This is a genomic window from Mangrovimonas sp. CR14 (assembly GCF_011764015.1).
In the GTDB taxonomy this organism is placed as follows: Bacteria; Bacteroidota; Bacteroidia; order Flavobacteriales; family Flavobacteriaceae; genus Mangrovimonas; species Mangrovimonas futianensis.
This window is the reverse complement of sequence record NZ_JAAFZY010000002.1, coordinates 28425-42929: the sequence shown is the minus strand read 5'-3', so window position 1 is coordinate 42929 and position 14505 is coordinate 28425. Positions and strand designations below refer to the sequence as shown.

General features: G+C 35.0%; 27 protein-coding genes. All 27 read left to right on the top strand.

The genetic code is table 11. The annotated features are described in order from the left end of the window. The first annotated feature begins 5 nt into the window (after positions 1–5). Positions 6–284, top strand: a complete 279-nt coding sequence (rpsS, locus tag GZ212_RS03490) for a 30S ribosomal protein S19 (protein ID WP_053971504.1) — start codon at positions 6–8, stop codon at positions 282–284. 6 nt (positions 285–290) lie between these two features. Further along, the gene (gene rplV / locus GZ212_RS03485) at positions 291–698 is read left to right on the top strand and encodes a 50S ribosomal protein L22 (protein ID WP_053971505.1); all 408 of its coding nucleotides are present in this window, start codon (positions 291–293) and stop codon (positions 696–698) included. 9 nt (positions 699–707) lie between these two features. After that, entirely contained in the window at positions 708–1430 is a 723-nt protein-coding gene (gene rpsC / locus GZ212_RS03480) for a 30S ribosomal protein S3 (RefSeq protein ID WP_053971506.1), read from the top strand. Between the two features lie 20 nt (positions 1431–1450). Continuing rightward, positions 1451–1870 carry a 50S ribosomal protein L16 gene (gene rplP, locus GZ212_RS03475; protein ID WP_053971507.1) on the top strand — a complete coding sequence of 140 codons (420 nt, stop codon included), beginning with the start codon at positions 1451–1453 and terminating at the stop codon, positions 1868–1870. Positions 1871–1883: 13 nt separating this feature from the next. After that, positions 1884–2075, top strand: a complete 192-nt coding sequence (gene rpmC / locus GZ212_RS03470) for a 50S ribosomal protein L29 (protein WP_053971508.1) — start codon at positions 1884–1886, stop codon at positions 2073–2075. Between the two features lie 11 nt (positions 2076–2086). After that, positions 2087–2344 carry a 30S ribosomal protein S17 gene (gene rpsQ, locus GZ212_RS03465; protein ID WP_053971509.1) on the top strand — a complete coding sequence of 86 codons (258 nt, stop codon included), beginning with the start codon at positions 2087–2089 and terminating at the stop codon, positions 2342–2344. Positions 2345–2346: 2 nt separating this feature from the next. After that, a complete protein-coding gene (gene rplN, locus GZ212_RS03460) occupies positions 2347–2715 on the top strand; it encodes a 50S ribosomal protein L14 (RefSeq protein ID WP_053971510.1) in 369 nt (122 codons plus the stop codon). 11 nt (positions 2716–2726) lie between these two features. Then, entirely contained in the window at positions 2727–3038 is a 312-nt protein-coding gene (rplX, locus tag GZ212_RS03455) for a 50S ribosomal protein L24 (RefSeq protein ID WP_053972117.1), read from the top strand. 2 nt (positions 3039–3040) lie between these two features. Then, positions 3041–3592 carry a 50S ribosomal protein L5 gene (gene rplE, locus GZ212_RS03450; RefSeq protein ID WP_053971511.1) on the top strand — a complete coding sequence of 184 codons (552 nt, stop codon included), beginning with the start codon at positions 3041–3043 and terminating at the stop codon, positions 3590–3592. Between the two features lie 3 nt (positions 3593–3595). Further along, positions 3596–3865 (top strand): 30S ribosomal protein S14, encoded by a 270-nt coding sequence (rpsN, locus tag GZ212_RS03445; protein ID WP_053971512.1) that lies wholly within the window; start codon positions 3596–3598, stop codon positions 3863–3865. 72 nt (positions 3866–3937) lie between these two features. Then, entirely contained in the window at positions 3938–4336 is a 399-nt protein-coding gene (gene rpsH, locus GZ212_RS03440; RefSeq protein ID WP_053971513.1) for a 30S ribosomal protein S8, read from the top strand. An 18-nt stretch (positions 4337–4354) separates the two neighbouring features. Then, positions 4355–4897: a 50S ribosomal protein L6 gene (rplF, locus tag GZ212_RS03435; protein ID WP_166957334.1), complete on the top strand. Its 543-nt coding sequence runs from the start codon at positions 4355–4357 to the stop codon at positions 4895–4897. 11 nt (positions 4898–4908) lie between these two features. Beyond that, entirely contained in the window at positions 4909–5265 is a 357-nt protein-coding gene (gene rplR, locus GZ212_RS03430; RefSeq protein WP_053971515.1) for a 50S ribosomal protein L18, read from the top strand. A gap of 6 nt (positions 5266–5271) precedes the next feature. Beyond that, positions 5272–5796, top strand: coding sequence for a 30S ribosomal protein S5 (gene rpsE, locus GZ212_RS03425; RefSeq protein WP_053971516.1), 525 nt, complete (start codon positions 5272–5274; stop codon positions 5794–5796). A 14-nt stretch (positions 5797–5810) separates the two neighbouring features. Next, complete coding sequence (gene rpmD, locus GZ212_RS03420; RefSeq protein ID WP_053971517.1) at positions 5811–5993, top strand: 50S ribosomal protein L30; 183 nt, start codon at positions 5811–5813, stop codon at positions 5991–5993. A gap of 12 nt (positions 5994–6005) precedes the next feature. Further along, the gene (gene rplO / locus GZ212_RS03415; RefSeq protein WP_166957332.1) at positions 6006–6458 is read left to right on the top strand and encodes a 50S ribosomal protein L15; all 453 of its coding nucleotides are present in this window, start codon (positions 6006–6008) and stop codon (positions 6456–6458) included. 14 nt (positions 6459–6472) lie between these two features. Continuing rightward, positions 6473–7819, top strand: a complete 1347-nt coding sequence (gene secY, locus GZ212_RS03410; protein WP_053971519.1) for a preprotein translocase subunit SecY — start codon at positions 6473–6475, stop codon at positions 7817–7819. 10 nt (positions 7820–7829) lie between these two features. Further along, on the top strand, positions 7830–8045 hold the full coding sequence (gene infA / locus GZ212_RS03405) for a translation initiation factor IF-1 (RefSeq protein WP_007094967.1): 216 nt from the start codon (positions 7830–7832) through the stop codon (positions 8043–8045). A 4-nt stretch (positions 8046–8049) separates the two neighbouring features. Next, a complete protein-coding gene (ykgO, locus tag GZ212_RS03400) occupies positions 8050–8166 on the top strand; it encodes a type B 50S ribosomal protein L36 (protein WP_015361145.1) in 117 nt (38 codons plus the stop codon). Between the two features lie 2 nt (positions 8167–8168). Then, the gene (gene rpsM / locus GZ212_RS03395; RefSeq protein WP_053971520.1) at positions 8169–8543 is read left to right on the top strand and encodes a 30S ribosomal protein S13; all 375 of its coding nucleotides are present in this window, start codon (positions 8169–8171) and stop codon (positions 8541–8543) included. A 105-nt stretch (positions 8544–8648) separates the two neighbouring features. Beyond that, positions 8649–9032, top strand: a complete 384-nt coding sequence (gene rpsK, locus GZ212_RS03390; RefSeq protein WP_053971521.1) for a 30S ribosomal protein S11 — start codon at positions 8649–8651, stop codon at positions 9030–9032. Between the two features lie 174 nt (positions 9033–9206). Continuing rightward, positions 9207–9812 (top strand): 30S ribosomal protein S4, encoded by a 606-nt coding sequence (rpsD, locus tag GZ212_RS03385; RefSeq protein ID WP_053971522.1) that lies wholly within the window; start codon positions 9207–9209, stop codon positions 9810–9812. A 96-nt stretch (positions 9813–9908) separates the two neighbouring features. Next, positions 9909–10901, top strand: coding sequence for a DNA-directed RNA polymerase subunit alpha (locus GZ212_RS03380; RefSeq protein WP_053971523.1), 993 nt, complete (start codon positions 9909–9911; stop codon positions 10899–10901). 60 nt (positions 10902–10961) lie between these two features. Continuing rightward, on the top strand, positions 10962–11444 hold the full coding sequence (gene rplQ, locus GZ212_RS03375) for a 50S ribosomal protein L17 (RefSeq protein WP_053971524.1): 483 nt from the start codon (positions 10962–10964) through the stop codon (positions 11442–11444). 88 nt (positions 11445–11532) lie between these two features. Continuing rightward, entirely contained in the window at positions 11533–12207 is a 675-nt protein-coding gene (locus GZ212_RS03370) for a hypothetical protein (RefSeq protein ID WP_166957330.1), read from the top strand. Positions 12208–12369: 162 nt separating this feature from the next. Continuing rightward, positions 12370–13167, top strand: a complete 798-nt coding sequence (locus GZ212_RS03365) for a hypothetical protein (protein WP_206080376.1) — start codon at positions 12370–12372, stop codon at positions 13165–13167. An 85-nt stretch (positions 13168–13252) separates the two neighbouring features. Beyond that, complete coding sequence (carA, locus tag GZ212_RS03360; RefSeq protein ID WP_053971527.1) at positions 13253–14359, top strand: glutamine-hydrolyzing carbamoyl-phosphate synthase small subunit; 1107 nt, start codon at positions 13253–13255, stop codon at positions 14357–14359. The last annotated feature ends 146 nt before the right edge of the window (positions 14360–14505 follow it).

Genomic DNA, 14505 nt, shown 5'->3' with positions numbered 1-14505 from the left:
AAGTCATGGCAAGATCATTAAAAAAAGGACCTTACGTTCATTATAAATTAGACAAAAAAGTTCAAGATAACGTAGAATCTGGTAAAAAAACAGTCATCAAAACTTGGTCTAGAGCAAGTATGATTACTCCAGATTTCGTTGGACAAACTATTGCAGTACATAACGGGCGTCAATTTGTGCCAGTTTATGTAACTGAAAATATGGTAGGACATAAATTAGGAGAATTTTCACCAACTAGATCTTTTAGAGGTCACGCAGGTGCAAAAAACAAAGGTAAAAAGTAATAAGCTATGGGAAGTCGTAAAAAACAAATGGCGGACGCTATTAAAGAACAGAAGAAGCAAGTTGCTTTTGCTAAGCTTAATAACTGTCCTACATCTCCAAGAAAAATGCGTTTAGTAGCTGATTTAGTAAGAGGTGAAAGCGTAGAGAAAGCTCTTAATATTTTGAAATTCAGTAAGAAAGAAGCGTCTAACCGTTTAGAGAAATTGTTATTGTCTGCAATTGCAAACTGGCAAGCTAAAAACGAAGATGCTGATATTGAAACCGCTGAATTGTTTGTTAAAGAGATTAAAGTGGATGGCGGAGCAATGTTGAAAAGATTGCGTCCAGCACCACAAGGTCGTGCACACAGAATTAGAAAACGTTCTAACCATGTTACTTTAGTGGTTGGAGCTAACAATAACACACAAAGCTAAGATAAGAGTATGGGACAAAAGACAAATCCAATCGGGAATCGCTTAGGAATTATCAGAGGATGGGAGTCTAACTGGTATGGAGGAGACGATTATGGTGATAAACTTGCCGAAGACGATAAGATCAGAAAGTATATTCATGCTCGTCTATCTAAAGCTAGTGTATCAAGAGTAATTATTGAGCGTACGCTTAAACTTGTAACCGTTACTATCACTACTGCAAGACCTGGTATCATTATCGGGAAAGGTGGTCAAGAGGTAGATAAGTTAAAAGAAGAGCTTAAGAAAATTACTGGCAAAGAGGTTCAAATTAACATCTTTGAAATTAAAAGACCGGAACTTGATGCGTACTTGGTAGCTTCTAGTATAGCTCGTCAAATTGAGAATCGTATTTCTTACAGACGTGCTATCAAAATGGCAATTGCCGCTACCATGAGAATGAATGCTGAAGGAATTAAAATTCAAATTAGTGGTCGTTTAAACGGTGCTGAAATGGCACGTAGCGAACACTACAAAGAAGGACGTATTCCATTATCAACATTTAGAGCCGATATTGATTATGCACTTGTAGAAGCTCATACTACTTATGGTAGATTGGGTGTTAAAGTGTGGATTATGAAAGGCGAAGTATATGGTAAAAGAGAGCTTTCTCCGCTTGTTGGTCTATCTAAGAAGCAAGGAAAAGGTGGAGGTGGACGAGGTAACAATAATAACAAATCTCGTCGCAGAAAGTAATTTTTTAAAGAATAGAAATCATGTTACAGCCTAAAAGAACAAAATTTCGTAAGCAACAAAAAGGACGCATGAAAGGAAATGCCGGAAGAGGGCACCGTCTTTCAAGTGGTACTTTTGGAATAAAATCATTAGACTCAAGTTTTGTTACAGCACGTCAAATTGAAGCTGCACGTATTGCTGCAACCCGTTATATGAAGAGAGAAGGATCTATCTGGATTAAGATTTTCCCAGATAAGCCAATCACGAAGAAGCCTCTAGAGGTACGTATGGGTAAAGGTAAAGGTGCTGTTGAATATTGGGCTGCTGTTGTTAAACCAGGTAGAATACTTTTTGAAGTAGGTGGAGTGCCTTTAGAAACTGCTAAAGAAGCATTGCGTTTAGCCGCTCAAAAGTTACCGGTTAAAACTAAGTTCATTGTTGCAAGAGATTACGAAGCATAATTTATTTGATATTATGAAACAATCAGAAATTAAAGAATTATCTGTAGCTGAGTTACAGGAAAAACTTAGTGAGACAAAACAGAGCTATGCAGAATTGAAAATGGCTCACGCTATTTCTCCTCTAGAGAATCCAATTCAACTTCGTTCTGCAAGAAGAACAGTAGCTAGAATTGCGACTGAATTAACTAAAAGAGAATTACAATAAGTCTGCAGAAAATGGAAACAAGAAATTTAAGAAAAGAACGTATAGGTGTTGTTACGAGTAACAAAATGCAGAAATCTATTGTAGTTTCTGAGGTGAAAAAAGTAAAGCACCCTATGTATGGTAAGTTCGTGTTAAAGACTAAGAAATATGTCGCACACGACGAAACAAACGAATGCAACATTGGAGATACTGTAAGGATCATGGAAACTAGACCTATGAGTAAATCTAAGTGCTGGAGATTAGTTGAAATAATTGAAAGAGCGAAGTAATTATGGTACAGACAGAATCAAGATTAAAAGTAGCTGACAATACAGGAGCTAAAGAAGTACTAACTATTCGTGTTCTTGGTGGTACTAAAAAAAGATATGCTTCCTTAGGAGACAAAATTGTAGTTTCAGTTAAAGAAGCTACTCCTAATGGTAACGTTAAGAAAGGTGCTGTTTCTACTGCTGTAGTAGTGCGTACTGTAAAAGAAGTAAGAAGACCAGACGGATCTTATATAAGATTCGATGACAATGCTTGTGTGCTTTTAAATGCTCAAGGTGAGATGAGAGGTACACGTGTATTTGGTCCTGTTGCTAGAGAACTTCGTGATAAACAATTCATGAAAATTGTATCATTGGCACCAGAAGTGCTTTAATGAAAAATAAGATGACAAAGCTTAAAATAAAATCAGGAGATACAGTAAAAGTTATCGCAGGAGACCACAAAGGTGCTGAAGGTAAGGTTTTACAAGTATTAATAGATAAGAACAAAGCGATCGTTGAGGGTGTAAACTTGATTAAGAAACACAACAAACCAAGTGCACAGAACCCTCAAGGAGGAATCGTAGAAAAAGAAGCGCCAATTCATATTTCTAACTTATCTTTGCTGACCTCAAAAGGTGAGACAACAAGAGTTGGATTGAAAATGGAAGGTGATAAGAAAGTGAGATTTTCCAAAAAATCTAATGAAGTAATATAGTTATGGGATATACACCGAGACTTAAAGAAGAGTACAAAAGCAGAGTAATTGCTGCTCTTACAGATGAATTTGGTTATGACAATGTAATGCAGGTTCCTAAACTTCAAAAGATTGTATTATCTAGAGGAGTAGGTGCTGCTGTTGCAGACAAAAAGTTAATCGACCACGCAGTGGATGAATTAACAATGATAACTGGACAGAAAGCGGTTTCTACCATGTCTAAAAAAGACGTGGCTTCATTCAAATTACGTAAAGGGATGCCTATCGGTGCCAAAGTAACTTTACGTGGAGAAAGAATGTATGAATTTCTAGACCGTTTGATTACTTCAGCTTTACCGCGAGTAAGAGATTTTAATGGAATCAAAGCTACAGGTTTTGACGGAAGAGGTAATTACAATTTGGGGATTATTGAACAAATTATCTTCCCAGAGGTTGATATCGATAAGGTAAACAAAATCTCAGGTATGGATATTACCTTTGTTACTTCTGCTCAAACTGATAAGGAAGCAAAATCATTATTAACAGAATTAGGATTACCATTTCAAAAGAATTAAGATATGGCTAAAGAATCAATGAAAGCCCGTGAGGTAAAAAGAGCTAAAACAGTAGCTAAATATGCTGAAAAACGTAAAGCTTTAAAAGAAGCTGGAGATTATGAAGCATTACAAAAGCTACCTGCAAACGCTTCTCCTGTACGTATGCACAACCGTTGCAAATTAACAGGAAGACCTAAAGGTTATATGAGACAATTTGGAATTTCCCGTGTCATGTTCCGTGAAATGGCTAACAAAGGATTAATTCCAGGAGTTAAAAAAGCAAGTTGGTAATATTATTTATATAATCAGGTTTTAGGTTCGAGAGCGTAATACTCGAAAACCGGAATCACAAAATCAATTAGTATGTATACAGATCCTATTGCGGATTATTTAACAAGAATTAGAAACGCAGTGCGTGCTGGCCACAGAGTGGTTGAAATCCCTGCTTCTAATTTGAAAAAGGAGATAACTAAAATATTATTCGATCAAGGATATATTTTAAGTTACAAATTTGAAGAAGATACTGTACAAGGTGCTATCAAAATTGCCCTTAAGTACAATAAGGAAACTAAGGAACCTGTCATTAAAAAGATCGAAAGAATCAGTAAGCCAGGTTTACGTAAGTATGCAAGTTCAAAAGATCTACCTAGAATCTTAAACGGTCTTGGTATTGCTATCATCTCTACTTCTCACGGAGTAATGACTGATAAGCAAGCAAGAAGAGAAAAAGTGGGTGGTGAAGTATTGTGTTACGTTTACTAATTTAAAACAGTAGAAGACATGTCAAGAATAGGAAAAAACCCAGTTGCAATACCAGAAGGAGTTACAGTTGAAGTGAAGGACAATCTAATTACTGTTAAAGGAAAATTAGGTGAATTAACACAAGATTTCGAAGATGTAACCGTAAAGGTAGAAGAAGGTCAAGTAATCGTTGAGCGCTCTTCAGATTTAAAAGACGAAAGAGCTAAACACGGTCTATATAGAGCTTTGGTGAACAATATGATTCACGGAGTATCTAACGGATGGACAAAAGAATTGGAATTAGTAGGTGTTGGTTATAGAGCAAGTAACCAAGGTCAAAAATTAGATTTGGCTTTAGGATTTTCTCACAACATCGTATTAGACCTAGCTCCAGAAGTGAAAGTTGAAACTGTTTCTGAAAAAGGTAAAAATCCAATCATTAAGTTAACGTCTCACGATAAACAATTAGTTGGTCAGGTTGCTGCTAAGATCCGTGGTTTCCGTAAGCCAGAGCCTTATAAAGGAAAAGGAGTTAAGTTTGTTGGTGAACAAATTAGAAGAAAAGCAGGTAAGTCTGCATAATCATTTAAGCTATGGCATTAACAAAGAACGAAAGAAGATTAAGAATTAAAAGCAGAGTACGTAAGGTAGTTTCTGGTACAGAAGCAAGACCAAGATTGTCTGTTTTTAGAAGCAATAAAGAAATATATGCTCAAATCATTGATGATGTAACTGGTAAAACAATCAGTTCGGCATCTTCAAGAGATAAGGACATTAGTTCTGCAACAGGAACTAAAATGGAAATCGCTGCACTAGTAGGTAAATCAGTTGCTGAAAAAGCTATGAAGGCCGGTGTAGAAACTATCTCTTTTGATAGAGGTGGGTATTTATATCACGGAAGAGTAAAATCATTAGCTGAAGGAGCTAGAGAAGCAGGACTTAAATTTTAAGAAATTATGTATCAAAAATATAAAAGTGCAGAACTAGTAAAACCAAGCGGATTAGATCTTAAAGATCGTTTGGTAGGAGTACAAAGAGTTACTAAGGTAACCAAAGGGGGTAGAGCCTTCGGTTTTTCTGCTATCGTAGTAGTAGGTGATGAAGCTGGTGTAGTAGGTCACGGTTTAGGAAAATCTAAAGATGTGGCTAGTGCTATCGCTAAGGCAGTGGAAGATGCAAAGAAAAACTTAGTACGTATTCCTATAGTGAAAGGAACATTACCTCATGAACAAAAAGGTAAATATGGTGGAGCTAGAGTAAACATTATTCCTGCTGCTCCTGGTACCGGGGTAATTGCTGGTGGTGCTGTAAGAACAGTATTGGAAGCAGTTGGTGTACATGACGTATTATCTAAATCTCAAGGATCATCAAACCCTCATAACGTGGTAAAAGCAACTTTTGATGCTTTATTACAATTGAGAAGTGCTCAAACAGTAGCGCGTGATAGAGGTGTATCTTTAGAAAAAGTTTTTAACGGTTAATATAAAGGATAGAGATGGCAAAGATTAAAGTAACTAAAGTTAAAAGTGCAATTAACCGCACTTTGAGACAGAAGAGAACTCTAGAAGCGCTTGGTCTAAGAAAAATGGGTCAAGTAGTTGAGCACGATGCTACACCAAATATCCTTGGTATGGTTGAAAAAGTTAAACATTTAGTTTCTGTTGAAGAAACAAAATAATAAAACACTGAAATGGATTTAAGTAATTTAAAACCTGCAGAAGGTTCAGTTAAAGGTCAAGGGAAGCGTATCGGACGTGGACAAGGTTCTGGAAAAGGCGGTACTTCTACAAGAGGACACAAAGGAGCTAAGTCTCGTTCTGGGTATTCTAAGAAGATCGGATTTGAAGGTGGACAAATGCCACTTCAAAGAAGGGTTCCTAAATTTGGTTTCACCAACATTAACCGTGTTGAATACCAAGGAATCAATTTGGATACTTTACAACAATTGATCGACGATAAAAAGATTAGTGATACTTTAGATTTTGATACTATGGTATCTTTAGGTTTGGCTGGAAAGAATGATCTAGTTAAAATCTTAGGTAGAGGAGAATTGAAGTCAAAAATTAATGTATCTGCTCATAAATTTACTGCTTCAGCAAAGGCTGCTATCGAAGCTGCTGGAGGAGAAGCCGTAACTTTATAATCACTTTTTAGCGCATGAAATTTATAGAAGCAATAAAAAATGTTTGGAAAATAGATGAACTAAAGGACAGAATCATTCTTACTTTAGGGCTGTTGTTAGTTTATCGTTTTGGCGCGCAAGTGGTTTTACCTGGTATTGATGCGGCTCAATTAGAGAGTTTGCAATCTAATACAGAAACAGGGTTGTTAGGACTATTAAATGCATTTACCGGGGGAGCATTTGCGAATGCCTCGGTTTTTGCGTTGGGTATTATGCCTTACATCTCCGCATCAATTGTAGTTCAATTAATGGGAATTGCTATTCCTTATTTACAGAAACTACAAAAGGAAGGAGCTAGTGGGCAAAAGAAAATTACCCAAATCACCCGTTGGTTGACAATTGCCATTTGTTTGGTACAAGCACCGGGATATTTAGCTAGTTTACCTACAGCGTTTGGTATTCCACAAAGTGCCTTTTTGTTAGGAACAGGAGGCGTGTTTTATTTTTCATCGATAGTTATTTTGGTAACAGGAACCATATTTGCTATGTGGTTAGGTGAAAAAATCACTGATAAAGGAATTGGTAATGGTATCTCTTTATTGATTATGGTAGGTATCATAGCTAAATTACCTGTTTCATTTTTACAAAATGCCTCTTCAAGAATGGAGAACAACCAAGTGATGTTGATTGTTTTTGAATTGGTAATTTGGTTGGTAATTATTTTGGCTTCGGTCATGTTAGTAATGGCGGTTAGGAAAATTGCTGTGCAATATGCAAGAAGAACTGCAACTGGGGGTTATGAAAAGAATGTGTTTGGATCAAGACAATACATTCCTTTAAAATTGAATGCCTCTGGTGTAATGCCAATCATTTTTGCTCAGGCAATAATGTTTGTTCCTGGTTTGATTGGAGGTACTTCTATAATGAAGGACTCATCAGTTGGACAGTGGTTACAAACTCAATTTTCTGATATTTTTGGTTTATGGTATAATGTGCTATTTGCATTGTTAATTATTGTGTTTACTTATTTCTATACGGCAATTACAGTACCAACCAATAAAATGGCAGATGATTTAAAACGTAGTGGTGGTTTTATCCCTGGAATTAGACCAGGTACAGAAACTTCTGAATACTTGGACAAGATTATGTCTCAAATTACATTGCCAGGATCTATTTTCTTAGCATTGATTGCCGTGTTCCCGGCTATTATTGTGAAGTTATTAGGTGTGCAATCAAGTTGGGCCTTGTTCTTTGGAGGAACCTCGCTATTGATTATGGTTGGAGTTGCAATAGATACAATGCAACAGGTAAACTCTTACTTGTTGAATAGACACTATGATGGCTTGATGAAAACTGGTAAAAATAGAAAAGCAGTAGCTTAACATTAGACCTATGGCAAAACAAGCAGCAATAGAACAAGACGGTACGATTATAGAAGCATTATCAAATGCGATGTTTCGTGTGGAGTTAGAGAACGGGCATATTGTAACAGCTCACATTTCTGGCAAAATGCGTATGCACTATATTAAATTGTTACCAGGAGATAAAGTAAAATTAGAAATGAGCCCTTATGATTTAACAAAGGCTCGCATAACCTATAGATACTAATACTATGAAAGTAAGAGCATCAATAAAAAAGAGAAGCGCCGATTGTAAAATCGTACGTAGAAAAGGTAGACTTTACGTAATTAACAAAAAGAATCCTAAATTCAAACAAAGACAAGGATAGTTATGGCAAGAATTGCAGGGGTTGATATACCAAAAAACAAAAGAGGAGTAATCTCTTTGACTTATATCTACGGAGTAGGTAAAAGTAGAGCACAAGAAATTTTAGCTACCGCTAAGGTGGACGAGAACACTAAGGTACAAGATTGGACAGATGACGAGATTGGAAACATTCGTGAGGCTGTATCAGCTTATACTATTGAAGGTGAATTACGTTCTGAAACCCAATTAAACATCAAACGTTTAATGGATATCGGTTGTTATAGAGGAATTCGTCATAGAGCTGGACTTCCATTAAGAGGTCAAAGAACTAAGAACAACTCTAGAACCAGAAAAGGTAGAAGAAAAACTGTTGCCAACAAAAAAATGGCAGGTAAATAATCATTAAGACATTAGTCATTAGTTATTAGAGTTAGATGAATCTGTTCGAAATAGAAATGTTTAGGATTCTAACAACTAAAAACTAACAGCTAGAAACTAAGAAATATGGCAAAGTCAAGTACAAAAAAACGTAAAGTTATAGTTGATGCAGTTGGAGAAGCTCATATTAATGCTTCTTTCAATAACATCATTATCTCATTGACCAACAAAAAAGGAGACGTGGTTTCATGGTCTTCTGCTGGTAAAATGGGGTTTAGAGGATCTAAGAAAAACACTCCTTATGCAGCTCAAATGGCAGCAGAAGATGCAGCTGGTACTGCTCAAGAAGCTGGTTTGAAAAAAGTGAAGGTATATGTTAAAGGTCCTGGTAATGGTAGAGAATCTGCTATTAGATCTTTACACAATGCTGGAATTGAAGTAACCGAAATCATTGACGTTACTCCATTACCACACAATGGATGTAGACCTCCAAAACGTAGAAGAGTATAATTATTACTCGTAAATATTCATAAAGAAATTAATATCAGCTGAGTACATGGCTGATATTAATTTTTTTGTATATTTGCACACCGAAAAAAATAACAAGTATTAACGAGAGGTTAACGATTATCGGAGGATAAGATTAAGACCTTAATCCATAATCACTCTCAAAAACAATTAGAAATGGCAAGATATACTGGTCCTAAAACTAAAATAGCTCGTAAGTTTGGTGAAGCTATTTTCGGAGATGATAAATCTTTTGAAAAAAGAAATTATCCTCCAGGTCAACATGGTGCTAACAAGCGTCGTGGTAAAAAATCTGAATACGCTATCCAATTAATGGAGAAGCAAAAAGCTAAATATACCTACGGTATTTTAGAGCGTCAATTTAGAAACATGTTTAAAAGAGCTACAGCAGCACAAGGAATTACTGGTGAGGTACTTTTACAATTATGTGAGTCTAGATTGGACAATGTAGTTTACAGAATGGGTGTTTCTCCTTCAAGAAGAGGTGCTAGACAATTAGTTTCTCACAGACACATTACTGTAAATGGTGAAGTTGTAAACATTCCTTCTTACCAATTGAAAGCTGGTGATGTAGTAGGGGTAAGAGAAAAATCTAAATCTTTGGAGGCTATTGATAAATCATTAGCAAATTCTAGCCAAGTATACGAATGGATTACTTGGAACACTGAGAAGAAAGAAGGTACTTATGTATCTGTTCCAGCTAGAATCCAAATTCCAGAAAATATCAACGAGCAATTCATCGTCGAATTATATTCTAAATAATAAATTAACCACATTGGTATTTAGCCAAAGGGTCTATTCGTACTTCTTCAAACTTATAGACCGCGCAACTAAATAACAATTAAAACGAAGAAAAAAATGGCAGTATTTAATTTTCAAAAGCCGGACAAAGTAATCATGATCGATTCAACCGATTATGAAGGCAAGTTTGAATTCAGACCTTTAGAGCCTGGGTACGGTTTAACCGTAGGAAACGCTTTAAGAAGAGTTCTTTTATCTTCATTAGAAGGTTTTGCTATCACTTCTGTGAGAATAGAAGGTGTAGATCATGAGTTCTCTACTATTGCTGGTGTTGTTGAAGATGTAACAGAAATTATCTTGAACTTGAAACAAGTGCGTTTCAAAAGACAAATTGATGATGTAGATAATGAGTCTGTGTCAATTTCAATTTCTGGACAAGAACAAATTACAGCAGGTGATTTTCAGAAATTTATTTCAGGATTCCAAGTATTAAATACAGAAATGGTTATCTGTAACTTAGATCCTAAGGTAAGTGTTAATATGGAAATTACCATTGAAAAAGGTAGAGGATATGTTCCTGCTGAAGAAAACAAAAAAGCTTCTGCGCCAATAGGAACTATTTTTACTGATTCAATCTATACTCCAATTAAAAATGTGAAGTATAGTATTGAAAATTATCGTGTTGAGCAAAAAACGGATTATGAAAAATTGGTATTTGAAATCATTACTGATGGTTCTATAAATCCTCAAGATGCTTTAACAGAAGCAGCTAAAGTGTTAATTCACCACTTTATGTTGTTCTCTGATGAAAGAATTACTCTTGAAGCAGACGAAATTGCTCAAACCGAAACTTATGATGAAGAATCACTTCACATGAGACAGTTATTGAAAACAAAATTAGTGGATATGGATCTTTCTGTACGTGCTTTAAATTGTTTAAAGGCAGCAGAGGTCGATACCCTTGGTGATTTGGTTTCTTATAACAAAAACGACTTAATGAAGTTCCGTAACTTCGGTAAAAAGTCTTTAACTGAGCTTGAAGAGCTTGTAAACGTTAAAGGTTTGAACTTTGGAATGGATCTTTCAAAATACAAATTAGATAAAGACTAACTTCTTCATATTTTGCTCCTCGAAGGAGTTGTAGCAAGATGAAGATTAAATTTTAATGTCATGAGACACGGAAAAAAAGTAAACCACTTAGGTAGAAAAACTGCTCACAGAAAAGCAATGTTAGCCAATATGGCTTGTTCTTTAATTGAACACAAAAGAATCAACACTACAGTTGCTAAAGCAAAAGCTTTAAAATTGTTTGTTGAGCCATTGGTAACTAAATCTAAGGAAGACACAACTCATAATAGAAGAATTGTTTTCTCTAGATTAAAGCAAAAAGATGCTGTTGTAGAATTGTTTAGAGAAGTTGCTCCTAAAGTTGGAGATCGTCCAGGAGGTTACACCAGAATTATTAAATTGGGTAATCGTTTGGGAGATAACGCTGATATGGCTATGATTGAATTAGTAGATTTCAATGAAATCTATAATGCTTCTAAGCCAGAAAAGAAAACTACAAGAAGAAGTAGAAGAGGTGGTTCTAAAGCTGAAAAGCCAGCTGCTCCAGTTCAAGATACTCAAGCTTCTAAAGAAGAAGAGGAATAAAAATCTGTTAACTTATGTTAATTGTAAAAGGATAGGCTATCAAAGTCTATCCTTTTTTTATATTTGTCGCTTTCTTAATAAAATCGATATGAAAAATTTAATTTATTTAACAGTCTTACTATTAACTTGTCAAGTAGGATTTGCACAATTAACCAATGCGGCTATTTTAGAAGGCGTTTTGGATGAAAACACAAAATTTGGCAGGTTTGTCAATGCTAGAGGAGAAAGTGGTTCTGTAAAGGATGCTTACTTATTTGATGATACTAGTGGAAAAGTGGAAATATTCACCAGGTCTGGAAAAGCTTATTCATTTAAAGATGTTAATTTCAATTTAAGCAAGCAAGAGTTAAGTGTACCACTAGAAGATGGGAAGTCTTTCACATTCAATAATGCTGATATCAAGTATTTTCAAAAAGGAAATAGAAAGTTTGTTTTTATACCAGGTCAATCTAAGCCATTACATGAAATTGTTTTTAAAGGTGACAAGGGATCCTTATTTAAGAAGTTTGATTTAGAGCTTAAACAAGCAATGACAAATCCACTGACTAACGAAATTACCAAGCCAGCATATTATACTAAAGAAGAGGTAATGGTGCTTAGAAGAGATAATCAAGTTTTTGAATTACCCTCAAAAAAGAAGAAATTCTTAGAAGCGTTTGGAGACGATAGTGGTAAGATTGCAAAATATATCAAAAGCAATAATATATCATTGAAAAATAACAATGACATTATAAAGGTGATAGAATATTATAATACAATATAGTAAGTGTTGTAGGATAAAAAGGGCTGAAATTTTTCAGCCCTTTTTATTTTTTGTGTATATTTAATTGATATAAAGTCAATTACTGTAGAGATGTCTTCCTATTTCCATGTTGTTTTTTGACTTTTGTCTGGTTTATTAATTAACATTTTAAAAAAAGCACTTATGAAAATGAAAACTATTTTAAGTATTTCGATTGGGATTTTTAGTTTGTTCAGTTACTCCCAAATGCCTTCTACCAGTCCTTATGAGGCTTTAGGCCCCACGGGACCAACAAAAATTGAAAATGGTATTGAGGTGCCCATTGACATGAGAGGGGGAATGGCATCGGATTTGTTAGCTAATTTTGAAGGACCTACCGATATTCAAAATTTAGAAGCCCTATTGGATGATAATAGTAAATTTGGAAGGTTTGTCAATGCTAAAACGGGTATTGACGTCAAGGATGCTTTCTTGTTTGACAGTCAAAAGGGGAAAGTTAAAATCGTTACAAAAAGCGGAAAAGGCTATATGATTCAGGGAGCAAACTATAATTTAGTTAGTGATCAGCTTTTCGTTCCAATTGGTCAAGGAAAAGTATTTACCTTCAATAATTATGATATTCGATTTTTTGAGAAGAACGGAGATAAATTTGTGTTTCTTCCAGAAACCAATGAACTACATCAGGTTCTTTATATAGGTGAAAAAGCCATTCTATTTCAAAAGTTCAAAGTTGTTTTAAAAGAGGCTTCAGTAAACCCAATGACCAAGGTTGTTACCAAACCGGCATATTATGATAAGGAAGAGATTGTTTTGGTTAAAATTGGAGATGAATTTATTGAAGTCCCTAATAATAAGAAGAAATTTGCCGAGTTATTCCCAGAACATTCCGCTGAACTACTTAAGTTTATAAAGGATAACAAAATATCATTAAAAGATTCTGAACAAGTAAAAAGAGTTGCTAGCTATTATGATACATTGTAGTTGGACATCTTTCTCACATAATTAAAGGGTAAACATTTTAGTTTATCCTTTTTTTTATGCAATTTTGCAAAACTTTTCTAAACAAATGAAATACAACAAGCGAGAAAAAGCAATTATTCTATTGGCTGATGGAACCATTTTCTATGGAAAATCAGTAGGCGGTAAAAAGGGAACTTCTTTTGGTGAGGTTTGTTTCAATACTGGAATGACTGGGTATCAAGAAATTTTTACAGATCCTTCTTATTTTGGTCAAATTATGGTTACTACCAATGCACACATTGGTAACTACGGGGCTAATGATGAAGAGGTTGAGTCAGATTCAATAAAGATTTCTGGTTTAGTATGTAGAAATTTCAGTTATGATTATTCTAGGGAGGACGCTGATTCTTCCTTGCTCGAGTTTTTAAATAAATATAACCTTTTGGCTATATCTGATGTAGATACTAGAGCTTTAGTAAGTTATATTCGAGACAACGGTGCTATGAACGCTGTAATTTCAACTGAAGTAGATAACATTGAAGGATTGAAAAAGCAGTTGGCTGAAATTCCAGATATGAATGGTTTGGAATTGTCATCAAAGGTATCTACTAAAGAGCCCTATTTCTATGGAGATGAAAATGCAAGTATCAAAATTGCAGCTTTAGATATTGGAATAAAGAAGAATATTTTAAGAAACTTGGCAAGTAGAGATGCTTACATTAAAGTATATCCATATAATGCCAGTTTTGAAGAAATGGAAGCTTGGAATCCTGATGGGTACTTTTTATCCAATGGTCCAGGTGATCCTGAACCTTTGAAAGAGGCGCAAGAGGTTGCAAAGGAAATTATCAAAAGAGATTTACCTTTGTTTGGTATCTGTTTGGGACACCAAGTTATTGCATTGGCAAACGGAATTTCCACTTATAAAATGCACCATGGTCATAGAGGGATCAATCACCCTGTAAAGAACCTAATTACTGGTAAAGGAGAAATTACTTCTCAAAATCATGGTTTTGCTGTCAATAGGGAAGAAGCAGAAAAGCATCCCGATATTGAAATCACACATATTCATTTGAACGATAATACGGTTGCTGGTATTAAGATGAAGAATAAGAATTGCTTCTCGGTACAATACCACCCAGAAGCAAGTCCTGGACCTCACGATGCATCCTATCTTTTTGATCAATTTATAGAGAATATCAAAAATAAATAAAGAAAAACCTCAAAGATTTTAGCCATTCTTTGAGGTTTTTTTTATTCGAAAACAATGTAGTTAGATTATTACATAAATATGCCTTGTGAAGGTGCAAAAAGGCTGGTAATTTCGTAAATTTGTTAAGGAAATTAATTTTATAAAAA